This is a genomic window from Nonomuraea sp. NPDC050202, from assembly GCF_040656115.1.
Classification (GTDB): Bacteria; Actinomycetota; Actinomycetes; order Streptosporangiales; family Streptosporangiaceae; genus Nonomuraea.
Genome location: NZ_JBFALF010000052.1, coordinates 14,832 through 28,819 on the forward strand (window position 1 = coordinate 14,832; position 13,988 = coordinate 28,819).

A 13,988-nucleotide genomic window follows, 5' to 3' on the forward strand; every position below is an offset into this window, starting at 1 on the left:
CAGCATGCCCAGACGGCGGGCGGCGGCACTGCCCACGCCGACCGCAGGGGCGAGCAGAGTAGGGAAGGTGAGGTGGGCCACCTGCTCAGCGCCGGTGAGGACGACCTTGGCACGAGCAGGGCACAGCCCCCATGACCAGCCGGACGCTGCCGGCCAGGATGTTCTGGCATCCGACGGCCCCCTCGTCGGACCCGCTCCAAGAAGCTCGGGCACGTGTTGATGAGCGTCACGCACACGTCCCGGCGCTGAGTCAGGCGATTGCCCGCCGGCCCGCCGGCGTATTCACCGACGATCACAACCACGTTGGTAGTCCTGGTCATGATGTGCCCTTCGTCTCCAGGGTTCGAACATAAGACACAGCCCCAGCGCAGGTTGTGACAGGATGTGAGGCAGACCACTCCTCATCGATCGATCCATGCCCAGGCTCTCGCCTGCCCCCTCTCCGAGGTCTGCGGCGTCGGCCCGGTCCTTGCGCTGCGACTGCTGGTCGAAGTCGGTGACCCACAGCGCTTTCGGACCGAAGCGCAGTTGCATACTGTGCACGTCACCCAGGTACGCTGCCATCCACCGGCCAAGGCCTACCTGGCCAAGAAGACGGCCGAGAACAAGAGCAAACGGGAAGCCCGGCGGAGCCACAAGCGTCAACTCGCCAACGTGATCATCCGCCACATGTGGCGCGACGATGCCCACCGTCCGCGCCGGTTCATCGACGGCAAACTCGTCGAACGCCCGGCAGAATCACCCGTCCCCCACAGCCGCTTGGGTATTCATGATCCACAGATCTCGACCATTGCTCGAAGAGGAGGGACGGTTCGGCGGCGTCTTCAGGTCGTTCAGCGTTTCCCCGGCGCGTACCAGAGTCTGCCGGGCAGTTCGCCGCCCCTGATCACCTGCACGCGCCACGGCTCCAGCCGTAGCACGTGCAGCTTCGGGTCGCCCGGGTCGCGCCAGAAGTTGCCCAGGTTGTAGCCGGCCCCCTGCGGGCTTGTACGTCGGTAGAGGTCCCACACGTGGCGCTTGGTCTCCAGGTCGTCAGCCCAGGTGGCGACGGTGTCGATGCTCACCGCGTTCTGCCTCGGTGTCCAGTAGGAGAACGTGCTGTGCGGGTTGCCTGCCAGGTGGGCGGCCTTGACCGGTGTCTTGTAGGTGGCGAGCCAGCCAAGCGGCAGGCCGTCGACGCTCTCCCAGACGGGGATCAGCACTCGTGCTCGGGGTCGTCCCTTCTGGTCGACCGTGGTCATGGTCGCGTACACGATGTCGCCGATGTAGCTGTCGAACTGGTCCTTGATCTCGGCGAACGACGTCACGTAGTTGGTCATCGGTCTCTCCTTGCTGCTAAACGGTTGCGGCGGCGGACTTTGGGCTGGTTCGGGCACCACCAGCGGACCACCGGCGCGGTTCCGGCGGAGAGGCTGACCATGACCTGAGCCGCCCACCGGAGCGGATCCGGCCCTGGCTGATGAGGCCGGGCGATCCGCCCGGCCTGGGCAATGTCCGTGGGCTCCCTGCTGCGCAGGAGCCGGCGCTGGTGGATCCGTCGGCCTTGGTCAGATGCGCTCCAGGACGACCACGGGGATCTGCCTGCGGCTTCGGGCCTCGTAGGTCCGGTAGACCGGCGCGAGCCTGGTCATCATGTGCCAGAGCCGTTCCCGCTCCGGCCCTTCGGCGGTACGCGCTCGGGCGGTGAACCGCTCGCCGAGGATCTGCACGCCGACCTCGGGGTTGGCCACCACGTTGAGGTACCAGGCGGGATGCGTGTGGGTCACGGCCGAGCCGGACGCGATCAGGACGTAGCGGCCGTCCTCCTCGCCGAAGAACAGTCCCGTGCGCAGCCACCGTCCAGACTTCCTGCCCTTGACGGTGAGGACGAGGTTGGTCATCCCTCCTTCCAGGTAGCCGTCACGGCCGTCCGTGGCCAGGTAGCGGCGGACGTGCTCGGCGACCGAGCGGTCGGGGCTGTCGGTGGCGTCGTCCCACATGGTGGTCTCCCTCGGTGATGTCCTGGCGAATCCGGCGTCGACCGCGAGCTCACGCGCGGCGCGGTGTCCGAAGCGTGGAGCCGGGCGCCGCAGAGCGGTGGGAGGTCGAGAAATCATTTGAGCGCTCTTCGTTGAACAGGTGCGGAATCTGCACTGGTTGCAGTTCCTTGAGCTGGGTCGTGGTGTGACGCCGTTCGAAAGGCGCCGGGGCCGGAGTCGAGGGATGAAATTCTTGCTGATCCCACTCAGACCAGCTGTCCTTCTCGGCGCGAACCGTCGAGCTGGGGAGTGGTTTCCTCGGGATGCGCCGCAGCCGCGTTGGCGGGGGCCACGTGGCGGAGCATGGTGAGGGCGAGGATCGTGAGTGCGGTGACCAGAATCGCTCCGACGACGGCGACGACGTTGAGGCCGGACGCGAAGGCGTCGCGGGCGGGTGTGATGATCTGGTCGGCCATTGATCCGGGCAGGTCACGGGTGGCTTCCAGGGCTCGGGCGAGGGTGTCGCGGCTGGCGTCGGCCACCTCGGCCGGGGCGTCGGCGGGCAGTTCGCCGGCGATGCTGTTGCGGTAGACGGTGGTGCCGAGGCTGCCCAGGGCTGCGATGCCGACCGCGAGGCCCAGGTCACTGCTGGTCTGTTGCAGGGCGGAGGCTGCGCCGGCCTTCTCGGAGGGCGCGGAGCCGACGATGAGCGAGACGCTCAGACCCATGACGGGGCCGATGCCGGTGTAGATGAAGCTGAAGCCGATGACGACATGGGCCAGCCCGGTGTTGCCGGCGTCGGCCTGGGTGAGAATGACGTAGCCGATGGCAGACAGGATCAGTCCGATGGCGGTGACGGTGCCGGGACGGATCCGGCGGGCCGCGATCGGGGCGAGCATCGATGAGGCGATCAGGAGCCCGGCGGCGGGCAGCAGCCACAGGCCCGCCTTCAGCGGCGAGAGCCCGGCGACCATCTGCAGGTACTGGGTGACGAAGAGGTAGATGCCGCCCATGGCGACGGCGGCGAAGAGCATCACGCCGAGGGCGATGCTGAAGGCCCGGCTGCGGAACAGGCTCAGGTCCAGCATCGGGTTGTCGAGCCGCAGCTGGCGGCGGGTGAAGACGATGCCGAAGGCCAGGCCGACGACCAGGGCGATCAGGGGCGTGCTCTGCACACCGTGCTTGGCGATCTCCTTGACGCCGTAGATGGCGGGCAGGATCGCGGCGAGGGACAGGACGACGCTGAGCAGATCGATCCGCCCGGCGTTCTTGTCCTTGTACTCGGGCAGCAGCAGCGGGCCGCTGATCAGCAGCAGAGCCATCACGGGGACGGCGAGCAGGAAGACCGAGCCCCACCAGAACATCTCCAACATGGCTCCGCCGACGACCGGGCCGAGCGCGATGCCGACGGAGAAGCTGGCGGCCCAGATCCCGATGGCGGTGCCACGCTGCTTGGGGTCCTGGAACATGTTGCTGATCAGGGCGAGCGTGGAGGGCATGAGGGTCGCGCCGGCGATGCCGAGCAGGGCCCGGGCGGCGATCAGCATCTCGGGGCTGCCGGCATAGGCGGCGAGCAGTGAGGCGGCGCCGAAGGCCAGAGCACCGCTGAGCAGCAGCTTGCGCCGGCCGATCCGGTCGCCCAGGGTGCCTGCGGTGACCAGGAAGCCGGCGATCATGAAGGCGTAGATATCGATGATCCACAGCATTTGGGTGCTGCTGGGTGCGAGGGCCGCGCCCAGGTGCGGCACCGCCAGATGCAGGAGGGTCACGTCCAGCGACAGCAGGATGCTGGGCAGGGCGAGCATCGCGAGCCCGGTCCACTCCCGCCGGCCGGCTCGCGCGCTGCCGACGGTACTACTCGAAGTCATGGTCTGACCTTTCGGTTCGTCTGTTCATGGAGGTCGCCGCCCCGCGCACGGGCGGGGCGGCGGCTGGGCAAGCGGGGGCGTGGCTCAGTGCGCGCCGCTGAGGCCTTGGGCGAACCCGCCGTCGACCGGGAACTCGACGTTGGTGGTGAAGGTCGCGTCCGCTGCCAGGAAAAGCGCGGCCGCGGCGACCTCCTCGACGGTGCCGTTGCGCTTCAGCGGAGTGGTCTCGCTGCCCTGCCGCTCGAACTCGCGGCGCTCTTCCTCGCTCAGCCCGGCGACGCCCATGGTCGGGGTCTTGATGTAGCCGGGGGCGACGCAGTTGACGCGGATCTTGCGTGGCAGGAACTCGGCCGCCAGGACGTGGGAGATGGCGCGCACCGCTTCCTTGGAGCCGGAGTAGGCGCTCAAGCCGGGGAAGATCAGGTCGTTGGCGACGGTGGTGAAGACGATCGCCCCGCCGTCGTTGATCAATGGCGACAGGTTCTGCACCGTGAAGAAGGCGCCCTTGGCGTTGACGGCGAAGTGCCGGTCCCAGGAGTCCTCGGTGACCTCCTCCAGCGTCTGCACCTCGGCGATGCCATGGTTGACGAACAGGTAGTCGATTCGGCCGAGCCTGTCGTGTACGGTCCCGGCCAGGGCGCGGATGTCGGCCATGCTCGCCGCGTCGGAGCGTACGACGTGCGCGGAGTCCGGCTTCAGCGCAGTACGCGCTTGCTCGATCTTCTTCTCGTTGCGGCCAGTGAGCACGACCTCGGCCCCGCCCTCCAGGAGCGCTTCGACGATGGCCAGGCCCATCCCGTGGGTACCGCCCGTGACGACGGCCTTCTTGCCTGCGAACCTGCTCATGGTGACTCCCTGCTCAGATGGTGCGGGTGGTGTGCCGGTTCCCACCGGCACACCAGAGCGTGCGGGACCGCGCTCGCGGTCTTCTCTCGGTCCGCTTGCGGTGCGCTGACAAGCCAGGCATGGGCCACGTGGCCGTACGGTGATTCCATGCGTTTCGGGGTGTTGGGTCCGCTTGCCGTCTGGTCGGCGGACGGTGAACCGGTGGTGGTGCCGGAGTCGAAGGTGCGCGCGCTTCTCGCGGCTCTGCTGACAGCCCGGGGACAGGTGGTCTCCGCCGACCGGCTCGTGGACGAACTGTGGGGTGACGCGCCACCGGCGAACCCCACGGGTGCCCTGCAGACCCTGGTGTCGCGGCTGCGGCGGGTGCTCGCCCGGTCCGGGGGGCAGGGCCTGGTGGTGCATCGGGCCCTCGGCTACGTCCTCGACGTGGCGGACGAGGCCGTGGACGCGGGCCGGTTCAGCACGCTCACCACACGGGCCCGTACCGCCGCCGACCCTCGCGAGCGCGCCGAGCTGCTCACCGAGGCGCTGGCGTTGTGGCGCGGCCCCGCCTACGCCGACTTCATCGACGAGGACTTCGCGCGCGCGGCCATCACACGCCTGGAGGAGCAACGCCTGCTGGCCATCGAGGAGCAGGCCGAGGCCCGCCTGGAGTTGAGCGAGCACGGTCTTCTCGCCGGGGAGCTCGGCGACCTGACCGGCCGCCACCCGCTCCGGGAACGGCTGCGCGCGGCCCATATGCGGGCCCTGTACGGCGCGGGCCGGGCGAGCGAGGCGCTGGACAGCTACCAGGATCTACGCCGCCGCCTGGAGGAGGAACTGGGCCTCGAACCGGGCCCCGAACTGGCCGCCCTGCAACAGGAGATCCTGCGGCAGGCCCCGGCCCTGCGGGCGGGCTCGGCAGCCGTCTCCACCCCGCGCCGCCACACCAACCTGCCCACCCCCGCCACCGCCCTGGTCGGACGGTCGGACTCGCTGGACGAGGTCCGCGGCCTGATCGCAGCGGGTCGCCTGGTCACGTTGACCGGACCTGGCGGAGTCGGCAAGACACGCCTGGCGGTGGAGGTGGCTTCCGGCCTGACCGGATCGCACCCGGACGGCGTCTGGCTGGTGGAGCTGGCCGCGCAGACCTCCGCCACCACGGACGACGAACTGGCCGAGGTCGTGGCCGCGACGCTGGAGGTCCGGGACGACGCCGGCCGCTCCCGCCCGTCGCGCACGCTGCTCGACCGCCTGTCCGACGTGCTTCGCACCCAGCGCCTGCTGCTGGTCCTGGACAACTGCGAGCACATCGTCGAGGCCGCCGCCGGCCTGGCCCAGGCGCTGCTGCGGAACGCGCCAGGCGTACGGATCCTCGCCACCAGCCAGGAACCACTGAACGTCTCGGGCGAGCAGGTCTGGCCGGTGCCCCCGCTTGGACTACCCGCGGACTCGTCCGATCAGGCGGTGTTGCGGGCGTCGAGCGCGGTGCGGCTGTTTCTCGACCGCGCTGCGGCGGCCTCGCCCGGCTTCGCCCTCACCGACGGCAACGCCCGTGCGATCGCCTCCATCTGCCGCCGGCTCGACGGGCTTCCGCTGGCCCTGGAGTTGGCGTCGACTCGGGTCCGGGTCCTCGACGTGAATGAGCTCGCCGAACGTCTCGACGATCGGTTCCGGCTGCTCACCGGTGGCCATCGGGGCGCTCCGGCACGACAGCAGACCCTGCGCGCGATGATCGACTGGAGCTGGGAGCTGCTCACCTCGGCCGAGCAGGCGGTGCTGCGCCGGCTCGCCATCCACTCCGATGGCTGCACCTTGGAGGCGGCAGAGGCGGTCTGCGCCGGTGCCGGTGTGAAGCCCGCCGAAGTCCTGGATCTGCTGACCCGACTGGTCGACCGTTCCCTCGTGCTGGTCGCCCACGAGGCCGACGGCACCCGGTACCGGCTGCTCGAGTCGGTGTCGGCGTACCTTCTAGAGCGGCTGCGGGAAACCGAGTATGCGCGGGTACGGCATGCTCACGCGTCCTATTACGTGACGTTCGCCGAGCGAGCCGACTCCTTCTTGCGCGGCGCCGATCAGCGGTACTGGCTGCGGCGCCTGGACGCCGAGACCGCCAACATCCGCAGCGCGCTCGACAGCGCCGCCGCCGACGGCGACGGTCGCCTGATGCGCAGGCTCGTCCACGCGACGGCCTGGTACTGGTTCCTGCGCGGCCGCCTTACCGAGGCCAAACGCTACCTCGCCCTGGCCCTCGCCCTGCCCGAGAACCCTCCCGGAGGCAGCGAGAGTGTGGCGGATCCCGCGGCCGGCCGGGTGCCGGATCGGCCGGGGACCGTGGCCTGGCACACCGGGATGAGCCTGCTGTCCGGCGCCCCGGACGGACCCGCGCGCCACAGCCAGGCCGTCCTTGAGCTGTACGAGGGCATCCGTGACCCGCACGAGCGGGTCATCGCGGGCTGGCTGCTCGCCCATGCGGTCACCAGGTTCGGCGACTTCGCGGTGGGCACCGAACTGCTGAACCGGATGCTGATGGAGTCCCGTGCGCTCGGCGACCGCTGGGGACTCGCCGCAGGCCTCAGCATTCGGGGCATGCAGACGTACGTGTGCGGCGATCTGAAGGGTTCCCGGCGCGACGGCGAGGAGAGTCTCGAGCTCTTCCGCGAGGCCGGTGACCGGTGGGGACAACTGCAGGCCACGGCCGTGCTGGGACGGCTCGCGGAGATCGAGGGCGACTATCCGCAGGCCGCCCGCCTGCACCGGGAGGGGCTGCGGATGGCCGAGGAGCTGGGGCTGTGGACCGACGCCTCGATGCGCTGGTCCGAGCTCGGCAGGATCGCCCTGCTCACCGGTGACGACGCCAGGGCCGAGGAGTTCCACGAGCGGGCCAGGCGCCTTGCCGTCGAGCAGGCAGACCAGCCGGCCGAGGAGTTCGCCGAGCTCGGGCTCGCCCTGGGGGCGCGTCGGCAGGGTCGGCTCGACCGGGCGGAGTCGTATCTGCGCCGCTGGCTGGAGTGGAACCGGCAGTTCGACGCGGAGTACGGGTCGGCGCTGATCCTGGCCGAGCTCGGCTTCGTCGCGGAGCTGCGCGGGGATGCGGAGACGGCGCTGGCGCTGCACCTGGAAGGGCTGGCCGCGGCCCGGGACACCGGCGATCCGCGGGCGTTCGCCCTGGCCCTGGAGGGACTCGCCGGGGCGAGCGCTCTCGCCGGGCACCCCCTGCGGGCTGCGCGCCTGCTCGGTGCGGCGTCCGCGGCCCGCGCCTCGGTGGACGCGCCGCTGCCGGCTGCCGAACGCGGTGACGTGGACCGGATCAGCACGGCGCTAAGCGCGGCGCTGGGGGAAGCGGGTTTCGAAGCCGGGTTCGAGCAGGGCTACTACGCGGATGAGACGATCACCGTCGCTGGTGACCATCTGGACCTGAACACCTTTATCTTGACGCGCGAGCCGTACGAGCCGTAGGCCCCGGGCGGTTTCACCGGCTGGGCTGCGGAGGGCCGGGACTTCGGAGAAGCCGCCCGGGACCTCGCTCGCGAACCGCTCCGCGTAGCCGAGCTTCTGGAACGTGTCGTCCTCGCCCCACACCAGCAGCTTCGGCACGTCCGAGGCAAGCATGGCCGGCACGAGGTCGAGGGTGTAGCGGTTGTCGGCAGAGCCGGCCAGCGCCATCCAGGACCGCGCCCAGGATCGCGCCCTTGATGGAGCCGCCGTTGTCGGCCGCGCGGGTGCTGATCGTCACCCAGACGCCGAACCCGGCAGCGATCGCGGCGTTGATGACAGCAACCGTCTCATCCAGCCACGGCAGGAAGAACGCGGTGACGATCTGGACGACGCTGGAGATGAAGCCCAGTCGCGGCGCCGGCTCGCCCGTCAGCTCACTGTTGGGGTAGGTCATGACGTGGTTGGCCGCGGACCAAGCTGTGGGCTGATACCACGTCCGATCTGCGATATGACGGTCCGGACCGATTGTCTGTCTCGCGACGCGTCCGGCTCCAGGCAAGCCGGACGCGAAGCTGAGGAGACGTCAGGAGATGGCGAGCGTGCCGTCCGCGTTACGGGCGCACGTGACGACCGTGCGGGGCGCCGCGGCGAAGGCGCCGGTCAGGCACTGACCGAGGACCGTGTGGCCCGCGGCGTTGGGGTGCCACGACTCCTGGCAGGTCTGGAAGTAGGTGACGCAGGTGTTCGCCGCCCGCTGGATACCGATCTTGTCCCAGCCGGACAGGCTGGTGATGAACGTGCCGGACGGCCCGTCCTGTACCCGGACCGGCGTCGCGAGCGCGCCCGCCGGGCTGCCGGGGTTCTCGCAGAGCCTGGCCCCGTCGAAAGCCCTCTGGACGTCCAGTACGCGCAGGTCGGCCGCCGGGCGTTCGGCTGCCAGCGTGCTATGCGCGTTCCTGACCAGGGAGCCGAGGTTCTGGGAGAACACGTGCCCGGGGGCGAGGCTCGCACGGTGGATCGGGCATCCGGCGGCGTAGCGCTCGGCGCCGAGGGCGCGGAACTTGTCGCGGGTGTCGGTGCGGCCGTCCTCGTCGTGGTACTGCGGGGCGATGTCGGGCGGCAGCGGGTTGGTGTAGGTCTGCAGAATCACCTGGTGGGTGCCGTCGGCGTCGATCTGGGCGAGGGTGTCGAGGATCTGGCGCAGGGCCGCGGTGGTCTCGGTGGTGGCGGCGGCGACCTCGGTGTCGGTGGCCAGGTCCGAGGCGGTGCAGGGCTTCTGTGGCACTTCGCCCTTCAGATAGGCCCAGAACTCCCACCAGCCTGTCCAGGCGTCGGCGATGAAGCGGTTGGCGCACAGCGTGGCCACGTCGCCGAAGGTGAACTGGGTGTTGTTGGAGCCGAGGCCGACGAGGACGACGTCGATGTCGTGCGTCCGGGCGAGGGCGCGCAGCTGATCGAGTTGCGAGGCGACGGCGCGGCCCTCGGCCCGGGCGCTTGCGGGGGTGGCGATGTCGGCGGGCTGGGCGCCGGAGCACGCGAGGTTGAAACGTTGCTGAATGCCCGGGAGCGATGCCGTGAACACCGAGGCGTTCGCCGACCGGTGACAGAAGTAGGCGTTGCTGTTGGGCGCCGACCAGCCGGGGAAGGCCTGTGCCGTACCGGAGGCGTCGACGACGGGCTGGTAGTCCCCCGCGCCCTCCCCGCTGACGAAGCTGTCGCCGAGCGCGACGGCGGCGGTGGGCAGAGCCGCCTGCGCCGGTCCACCCTGCGCGGCCTGGATGCCCGCCGCGCTCACCAGGAGCATGACCATCACGGCGGCACGCCGGAGGAACCTCATAACCACCTCATTTCCTACTAAATAAGTACGAAATACGCATGTGTGGATCACAACATGCCGCACCGGCGGCGTCAACATGCCGGCCTGACGACGCTCCGGTGGACTGCTCGCCCTCCGGCGGCCCGATGCCTTCGTGTTCACGTGCTTCGGCTGGGTGCGGCCTCAAGCGTCCCAGCGCTGGTTGGCGCCGCCCCAGCAGGTGTACTGCTGGAGACGGGCGCTGTCTGCCGTCGACTGGCCGGACACGTCGAGGCACTTGCCCGAGTGCCGGGCGACGATCTCGACGTAGCTCGTGCCGGACACGGCGCGGAGTTGCCACTGCTGGTTGGTGCCGCTGCCGCACGTGTACTGGATGACGGCCGCGTTGTTCGCGGTGGAGGCGTTGTTCACGTCGAGGCACTTGCCGGAGTGCTGCGCCACGAGGTTGTGGTAGCCATTGCCAAGATCGCGCAGTTGCCACTGCTGGTTGACGGCCCCGGTGCAGGTGTACTGGATGATCTCGGCGGCGTTCCCGGTCGAACCCTGCAGGACGTCGACGCACTTGCCGGAGTTCTGGTTGACGATCTGGGTCGTCGTTGCGCCACCGCCGCCGTCGACGGCGTCGCCCCAGCCGTAGCGCAGGCGGTTCGCGCCGGACGGGTTGCGGATCGCGAGGTTGAGGTCGGTGCCGCTGCCGCTCTTGGCGTACATCGAGTACCAGTCGTAGCCGATGTCGCCGGGCTTGCCGCCGATGGCCGGCCAGTAGGTGCCGCCCATGGCGTTGTCCCGCATCACCTGGGTGACGGCGCGGATGTGGCGGACGAAGTTGTCCGTGCTGTTCGCGTCGGCGTAGTTCAGGCCGTTGTTCATCGGAGCCCCGAACTCGGTGACGACCGCCCGCGAGGCGCAGTTGCCAAGGCGGGTCTGGACGTGGGACCGCCAGCCGTCGTACGTGTTCGCCGAGTAGAAGAACGCGTAGTGGTGGAACGAGAACAGCGTGCCGGCGAAACGCGAGTCGTTGCACAGGTCACGAAGGTCCTGGCTGTAGCCGGTGCCACCGACGAGCACCCGGTTCGGCGGAGCCGAGTAGTGGTGGCCCAGCCAGTCGGCGGCGATGGTGCGCCACTCGGCCGAACTGTAGCCGTGCGGCTCGTTCATCGGCTCGAAGTACACGAGGCTGTTCGATCCGTACTGGGAGGTCACGGTCGACCACATCGAGTTCCACGCCGACAGGTTGGTGATGCGGCCCCCGGAGGCCGCGCCGTCCTCCCAGTACGCGAGGATGACCTTCCACCCGCGCGCCGTGGCGGCGTCGACGGCGCCGCGGTAGGCGTTCCACCAGGTGGTGCCGACGGTGTGGGTGTTGATCGGCAGCCGAACCGTGTTCACGCCGAGTGTCGACTGCATGTCGTCGTACAGCGCGTTGGCCTTGGCCTGGACGGTGGCGTAGCTGTCGGAGCCGCTCAGCCCGTCGACGACGAGCGGGCCGGTGCTGAAGTTGTCGCCCAGCACCGCCCAGTTCATGCCGCGGAACTGACTGGTCGCGGCCGCTGCGGGCGTCGTCCATAAGCCCACTGCGGTGATCGGCAGGAGCACCAGGGCTGCCAGCCCGGCGAGCAGCCGCCTGGCTCGGGATGTGTCCATGGGGGAACCCTTCTCGTGCGTCGTCGCGGTGGTCTGCTCGCGGGCCGGAAGGTCGCGTCGGCCGGTCCGGCCGAGATGGTCCTGGTACCTGGCGTGGTCGCGCGCGGTCGAGCGGGCGCGACGAGACGTGGGGCTTGACATGGTTCTCTCCTTGAGGGCATGCACCATGGGCCGGCGGCACTGCCGGTTTGCGCACGCTTATCGCGTGATCGTTGACGCCCGCCCGGAGAGGAATCCGTCTATCAACCCCAAGTTAGCGCTAACACATCGCCGAGAAAAGATCGTGCGAGAACCAGCTGGCAGGAGAAGCCCTGGCCGGGAGGAGGCGGGAGCACCTGCCGGCGGGATTGCGAGCCGGAGCAGTCAGGAGCAGCTACGGGCCGAAGGGGCCCGCCGAGACGGCCCGGCGGGATCCCGCTCACCACGCGGAAGTGACGCCCCTCAGCCGGGGAGATCGGGGGAGCCGGGCGCGGACGGCATGCTGATGCCCTCGGCCGTCTCCCACTCATCGAGGTTCATGAGCAGCAGCTCGAAGTAGTCGCGCAGCTTGCCGCGGTATTCCTGGTTCGCGGTACGCAGCCGGGCGGCCTCCCGCTCCCAGTTCTCCGGCCCGGGAGTGGCCTGCTCCTTGCTGAGCAACTCCGACCTGCGGTAACGCGCGTCTTCGACCAGCTCTCGCGCGTACCGCTGCGCGTCCTGAATGTACTGGTCAGCGGTCTGCTGGGCCTGCGAGAGCAGTTGGGCCGCGTAGACGTGCGCCTCCTGCATCCGGCTGGCCACCGTCTGCGACTCCACGTGTCCCTGCTGCTCCACCCGCGCGAGCCCGGTCCCCCGCCGCGTCGGCGCCGCGGGCGCGGCAGGCGTGACCGACGCTGCCGATGCGGCGGGCTCCTCCTGCTGCGGTCCGGGGATCGCCGAGGAGTCGGAGACGTACCCGCGCAGCAGTTCGACCTCGGCCGCAAGCGCCTTCTTCTCCTGGGCCAGCCGGCTCAGCTCCTCCTCGACCCGGTCGAGCAGGTTGTTGACCTGGTCCTCGTCGAGGCCGCGGCGCCCGAGCGGGGCGCGGCGGAAGACGACGGCCCGCAGTTGGGCGGGGGTGAGCCGTTCGGCGGAGTGGTTGCCGTTGGACGAGGCCGCCCGCGGCTCGTCCCACTGCGGCTCCTCCCACGAAGCGCCGGTCGTCTCGCCGGGCTCCGACCACCCCGTGCTGCCGTCCTGCTCCTGTGAATATGTGGCGTGAAACTGCTCCACCGGGTCATTCATGAACGAACCTCTGTGACGGGGTGATCTTGCTGGCGAACCTTTCCAGGCGGATCCGGTTGTCGCTGAAACCATTTCCGCGCAGGATCTCGACCGTGCTGTCGACCATGGCGGGCGGGCCGCAGACATAGGCGTCGTACGCATCCCACCGGCCGTATCCGGCAATCACTTCGCTGACCGTTCCCGAGGCCGCCAGTTCCGGCTTGTGAATGTCGGAAAGCGCGGCCCTGACGCTGAGCCAGGAATATTTCTCGGACCAGGTCCGCAGAATGTCGAAATCGTAGAGCCCGTCCGGTTCCCGGGCTCCGACGAACACCGAGACCCACGGCGGCACCGGCAGCCGGGTCACATGTTCGAGAATCGCTTTGATCGGTGCGAAACCGGTGCCGCCGGCGACCAGCAGGAGATTCCGGCCGGTGGTGGGGTTGAGGGTCAGCGTGCCGATCGGCGCGCCGAGGCGGACGATGTCACCCTCCTGGATCTCGCGCACCAGGGTCGCGCTGACCGCGCCGTCGGCCTTGACGTGGATCTCGATGGTGTTGTCCTGCCGGGGCACGTTGGCCATCGAGTAGTAGCGCCACAGGTTCGCCCACTGCGGCACTTCGATCGGCGCCGACTGCCCGGGTACGTAGGGGAAGGGCCTGTCGACGAGCAGGCGCAGCACGGCCGTGTCGACGGCCCTGCGCTCGTGGCTGATGACCTCGGCCGTCCACCGCGCGGGCCGCTTCATCGCGTCCTGCCTGGCGCCGTCCACCAGCACCGTGGTGAGCGCGGTGAGGAACTCGCGCCATTCGCGCTCGAGGTCGTCGTCCCAGAGGTTGCCCGAGAAGCGGTGCATCGTGTTGACGACGCTGGCGCACCATTTCGCGTAGTGCTCGGCCTGCACGCCCATTTTGCGGTGGCTGCGCGCGAGTTGGTGAAGGTAGGGCGTGATCTCGTGCAGGGCGCCTGCGTGTTCGACCGCGAACGCCAGTGCCTCCATCAGCCGCTCCCGCTGGTTCCGCATATTGACGGGAAACAGCTCGCGGTAGCCGGGGACGTTCAGGAACAGGTCGGAGAACAAATACAACGGCACGCTGTCGCCGTATTTGGCGACCAGTTCGAAACTGTCTCGGAGTCGTGTGAAGTTCAAGCGGATCCCCCCGTGCCCCATGCATCGGGAATAGCTGTCGGCCAGTC

10 protein-coding genes and 1 pseudogene are annotated in these 13,988 nt (G+C 69.4%); 3 read left to right on the forward strand and 8 right to left on the reverse strand.

The features are described from left to right. Positions 1-384 precede the first annotated feature (384 nt). Positions 385-519: pseudogene (locus AB0I79_RS57295) on the forward strand (transposase); the annotation flags it as partial. A 314-nt stretch (positions 520-833) separates the two neighbouring features. Here the strand turns inward: AB0I79_RS57295 and AB0I79_RS57300 are convergent. From AB0I79_RS57300 to AB0I79_RS57315, 4 genes are all read right to left on the reverse strand, one after another. Beyond that, positions 834-1,319 (reverse strand): pyridoxamine 5'-phosphate oxidase family protein, encoded by a 486-nt coding sequence (locus AB0I79_RS57300; RefSeq protein WP_357893441.1) that lies wholly within the window; start codon positions 1,317-1,319, stop codon positions 834-836. Positions 1,320-1,547: 228 nt separating this feature from the next. Continuing rightward, positions 1,548-1,979, reverse strand: coding sequence for a nitroreductase/quinone reductase family protein (locus tag AB0I79_RS57305; protein WP_357893443.1), 432 nt, complete (start codon positions 1,977-1,979; stop codon positions 1,548-1,550). 245 nt (positions 1,980-2,224) lie between these two features. After that, positions 2,225-3,826, reverse strand: coding sequence for an MFS transporter (locus AB0I79_RS57310; protein WP_357893445.1), 1,602 nt, complete (start codon positions 3,824-3,826; stop codon positions 2,225-2,227). Between the two features lie 84 nt (positions 3,827-3,910). Further along, positions 3,911-4,672, reverse strand: coding sequence for an SDR family oxidoreductase (locus tag AB0I79_RS57315; protein WP_357893447.1), 762 nt, complete (start codon positions 4,670-4,672; stop codon positions 3,911-3,913). Between the two features lie 147 nt (positions 4,673-4,819). Between AB0I79_RS57315 and AB0I79_RS57320 the strand changes: the two genes are divergently transcribed. Together AB0I79_RS57320 and AB0I79_RS57325 are read left to right on the forward strand one after the other, a co-directional pair. After that, positions 4,820-8,110, forward strand: coding sequence for a BTAD domain-containing putative transcriptional regulator (locus tag AB0I79_RS57320; RefSeq protein WP_357893449.1), 3,291 nt, complete (start codon positions 4,820-4,822; stop codon positions 8,108-8,110). A 233-nt stretch (positions 8,111-8,343) separates the two neighbouring features. Beyond that, positions 8,344-8,538 carry a hypothetical protein gene (locus AB0I79_RS57325; protein ID WP_357893451.1) on the forward strand — a complete coding sequence of 65 codons (195 nt, stop codon included), beginning with the start codon at positions 8,344-8,346 and terminating at the stop codon, positions 8,536-8,538. 134 nt (positions 8,539-8,672) lie between these two features. Here AB0I79_RS57325 and AB0I79_RS57330 read toward each other — a convergent pair whose 3' ends face one another. The 4 genes from AB0I79_RS57330 to AB0I79_RS57345 form a co-directional block, all read right to left on the reverse strand. Next, the gene (locus tag AB0I79_RS57330; protein WP_357893453.1) at positions 8,673-9,926 is read right to left on the reverse strand and encodes a hypothetical protein; all 1,254 of its coding nucleotides are present in this window, start codon (positions 9,924-9,926) and stop codon (positions 8,673-8,675) included. 162 nt (positions 9,927-10,088) lie between these two features. After that, positions 10,089-11,690 (reverse strand): ricin-type beta-trefoil lectin domain protein, encoded by a 1,602-nt coding sequence (locus AB0I79_RS57335; protein ID WP_357893455.1) that lies wholly within the window; start codon positions 11,688-11,690, stop codon positions 10,089-10,091. 300 nt (positions 11,691-11,990) lie between these two features. Then, on the reverse strand, positions 11,991-12,812 hold the full coding sequence (locus AB0I79_RS57340; protein ID WP_357893457.1) for a DivIVA domain-containing protein: 822 nt from the start codon (positions 12,810-12,812) through the stop codon (positions 11,991-11,993). Then, positions 12,805-13,941 carry a globin domain-containing protein gene (locus AB0I79_RS57345; protein WP_357893459.1) on the reverse strand — a complete coding sequence of 379 codons (1,137 nt, stop codon included), beginning with the start codon at positions 13,939-13,941 and terminating at the stop codon, positions 12,805-12,807. The genes AB0I79_RS57340 and AB0I79_RS57345 overlap by 8 nt, the downstream gene beginning before the upstream one ends. Positions 13,942-13,988: the final 47 nt, after the last annotated feature.